A 4,076-nucleotide genomic window follows, 5' to 3' on the forward strand; every position below is an offset into this window, starting at 1 on the left:
AAGCAGGATATTAGGATCTACCCGAACCCGGTAACGGATTATGTGTATGTGGAGCTTGGGTTTGAGGGCTTGAGAGAGGGAGCGTTTGAAGCTGAAATTGCAGTGTACGACATGGGCGGAAGAAAGCTTGAAACGGTAAAAACGAAAAACAAGATCACCAAGATCAATACCCAGCCTTTGATTCAGGGGGCGTATCTGGTGACGGTGAAGACTAATGATAAAACGGCGAATGCCAAATTGATTAAAAAATAAGACAAATGAAAAAGTATATATATTATTTTACAGGGCTGTTTGTAAGTAATTTTTATGTGAGTCAGTCGGTGGCAGATAATTATCAGAAAATTATTCCTCATACGCCAGAAGTCAACTCATTATTAAAAAGCTTTGAAAATCCTGTATCATTAAATTCAGGGAATCCCGACATTGGAATTCCTATTTATACCATCAAAAACTCTGATATTATCTATGATATTAGATTATCGTATAATTACAGTGGGATTCCTGTAAATGAGAAATCCTCCTGGGTAGGGCTGGGTTGGTCATTATCTGCTCCCTCTTTAATAAGGACAGTACGGCAGCTTCCTGATGATTTGCCTAATGGATTCTTCTATGAAACACAATATACAGTTGCTATTGCAGCCGACATAATGCGTAAAATAAGTCAGGGTATACTTCCTGCAAGTGCAGCTTATAATATAGATGAAAGATACAGAAGCGGAACTCTGGATTTGGAGTCTGATGATTACAAAGTATTTTTACCCGATGGACAAACGTTATCATTTATGGTTAATCAGGAACGGAATTCTCAAAATCCAGTGGGACAGTTTGTACAGTTTCCAGATTCAGACTATACAATTAATTATGATACTACTTCGGGAAAATGGACATTTATAAGTCCTACAGGATTTCAGTATATTTATAAGAAGGGAAATACATTAAGTTTTTCTCATACTTATACTCACGGAGGAACATCCATCGGGACTGAACCCATGGGTTCTCAGTCATCGTATAATCAGACATGGATACTGGAAAAAATTATTAGTCCTCAGAACAGCGAACTGAATTTCGAATACGAACAAGGTTTGTTTTATGATACCTGTGAGATGGCAGGACAAACGAAAACGGTCGACTCCTTTAATCCTGATGATCCAAGGGGTACTGTGTATAACAACTTTTCCAGAACCAAAGGTTACAATTATCAGATTAAAAGAATTTACGGAAATTTCGGAGAAGTTGTATTTAACAAGTCTGCCCGTTTTGATGATGTAGCAAGTAAAAAACTGGAATCTGTTGATATAAAAGATTATTATGGAAGAAATATTGATAAAGTTTCTTTCCAATATGATTATATGAACTCTCTGCCTCCTGCAGCTCCTGTTTACTCCTGCAATTATTTTGAAAACAATGATAATATTACGAAAAGATTAATGCTAAAAAAAGTAATATATGGAGATGTTAACTTACATAATTCTTATCAGTTTAATTATAATAACCAGATTTTGCCACATCGGTTTTCTTATGCAAGAGACTGGTGGGGTTACTATAATGGGAAAACAAATAATCTTGGTTTAACGCCAAGTATAGATGTTGTCATGGAAGAAGAAAATAACAGGAATGTGAATACTGATTTTGCTAAAGCAGGTCAGCTGGAAGAAATTATTATGCCTACAGGAGGAAAAACTAAATTTTATTCTGAAAGCAATAAAGGAATATTTTTTCAGCAGGATATAAAAAGAACTTATAAAATACATGATATTATTCCTTATGTTTTGTCTGATACCTATTTTTCTACTTCAGAAAACCCTTTACAACAAATTAATAAAACCTATAATATTCCCCTAACTATTGATGCCAATAAGCTGACAAGCCAGAGCAGTGTAAGGTTTGAGCTTAATACCACCACTACAAAATGCATCTACCCTGATCTTTCACTACCCACTAACGGAAGTTGTTCTATATATTATAAAATACTAAATGCAAATAATCAGGAGCTTTTATCTCAAAAGCTTTTAACCAATACAACAAGAGTTATTGAGATCCCATACAACCAATTAACAGCTTCAAACACCATTCAGGTAAAAGTGTATGCAGGAAACCCGAATGCACCGGAAAGTCAGCTTTTTGATTACAATGCTGATGAAGCAACATTAAATATAAAATGGAAAGAGATTGATCCTAATACCACAAGAAATACAGCGTATGGCGTTGAAGTTCCCTTCGGAGGATTGAGAATTAACAAAATTGAAAATTATAACGAAAATAATATACTGGTTCTTTCTAAAAATTACAATTACAGAAATGACAATGATGTAGAATCCGGCATCAGTAATTTCGAACTTGATTTTCTTCAGCAAATTCCCGGAAAAAACTTTGTCAACTCCCAAAGCAGATTTCCAATGCAAACCGGAAGTGGAAAAATAATCTCCTATACTGCTGCAAAAGAAACTAAAATTAATTTATTAACCAATGAGAAAATTACAATTAGTTCTGTATTTGAAAACAAAACAACATTGGGAGATTACCTTGGATCATGTTTTTATAACAATACAGACGGAAATTTTTTAAAAGCTTCATCTACACTGCCTTGTTATGATTATCCTAAAAATGGAAAAATTTTATTCAATAAGTTAGGTGACAGACAGGAGGAAACTTATGAGTATTATGTAAATGATGGACACGGTATAAAGCCTAAAACGGTGTATGGTATTGATTACGATATGATTTTTAAACCTAAAAATCTGACAGATTTTGTTACATGGGGAACAGGTTATCCATTTGATACTTATTATTATTCTTTTCAGAATTTTGATGAAAACGGAGATTTTATAAAAACAACAACGGAACATTTGGGATCTCAAAACATGGTATCAGGTACAAAAACGTTCAGTACCTCAGCTAATCATCATCAAATAACCAAACAAATAATAACTAATCCTGATAACAGCATCACAGAGACAAATTACCAGTACGCCCACGAAAAAAACAACCAGTTAATGATCAGTAAAAACATGATCGGCATCCCTTTGGAAACCACCGTTACGCAAACCGTTGGCGGTGTTACCAAAACACTGGGCAAAACAGAAACGGTGTACCCGGCTTCCCTTCCTACAGCTCAGGCAGGAAACCTCGTGCTTCCGTTATCCCAGAAATCGTACGATAAACTTAACAGTACTTCATCTACTGATGTTACCTACGACAAATACGATGAAAAAGGAAACATCCTTCAGTACACCACTAAAGACGGAATTCCGGTAGCCATTGTATGGGGATATAACAAAACCCAGCCCATTGCCAAGGTGGAAGGAATCACTTACGACCAACTGACTTCCTCAGTTCCGGTTTCAGGGATTGTAACGGCTTCCGACAATGATGCCGCAGATCCTTCACAGGAAAGCCTTCTTCTCGATGCCCTGAACAGCTTCAGAAAACAGTCGGCTCTTTCAGGAAAGCTGATCTCCACCTACACTTATGATCCGCTGATCGGGGTAACCAGCATCACGCCTCCGTCCGGGGTAAGACAGACCTACACCTACGATCCGGCAAACAGGCTGAAAGAAACAGGAGTAAGAGGAAAAAACAGCGCAGGAAGCTATATCAACAAAAAAATGTCTGAAAACAAGTACAACTACAAACCATAACACAAACATGAGAAAATACAGTACAACCAAAACATTCTCCCTGTTGGGGCTGAGCATTGCCGCGATGTCCTTTGCGCAGTCCCAGAACGAGAACTACGTACAGTCCCGGAGCTGTCTGAATGACGACTGCAGCCGGAAATCCGAGACCATCACTTACTTTGACGGTCTGGGAAGATCCAAGCAGATCATCAGTGTAAAAGCGACACCCGGCGGAAAAGACCTGGTAACGCCCGTTACCTATGACGGCTTCGGAAGACAGGTGAAAAACATCCTTCCCGTTCCCGCCATCACCCAGAACTCCTCTATCCATACCGGAATTACCGATGAAACGGCTGCCAACTCCTATTACGGCGTTTCCAACGCATATTCTGAAAAGGAAATGGAAAACTCCCCGCTGGACAGGGTATTGCAGCAGGCAAGCCCGGGAGAGCCATGGAA

3 protein-coding genes are annotated in these 4,076 nt (G+C 38.0%); all 3 read left to right on the forward strand.

The genetic code is table 11. From position 1 onward, the window contains the following. Positions 1-252: T9SS type A sorting domain-containing protein (locus H6W53_RS21340; RefSeq protein ID WP_185209614.1), on the forward strand; the 252-nt coding region annotated here is incomplete at its 5' end. Positions 253-257: 5 nt separating this feature from the next. Beyond that, on the forward strand, positions 258-3,638 hold the full coding sequence (locus H6W53_RS21345) for a hypothetical protein (RefSeq protein WP_185209616.1): 3,381 nt from the start codon (positions 258-260) through the stop codon (positions 3,636-3,638). Positions 3,639-3,645: 7 nt separating this feature from the next. Then, positions 3,646-4,076, forward strand: a 431-nt coding sequence (locus H6W53_RS21350) for a DUF6443 domain-containing protein (protein WP_228457856.1), incomplete at its 3' end; no start/stop codon positions are given.

The sequence above is a fragment of the Chryseobacterium sp. C3 genome, from assembly GCF_014218905.1.
GTDB lineage: Bacteria > Bacteroidota > Bacteroidia > Flavobacteriales > Weeksellaceae > Chryseobacterium > Chryseobacterium mucoviscidosis.

Coding starts and splice junctions, on each gene's coding strand:
- H6W53_RS21345 (WP_185209616.1), top strand. CDS start 258: ATGAAAAAGTATATATATTATTTTACAGGGCTGTTTGTAAGTAATTTT.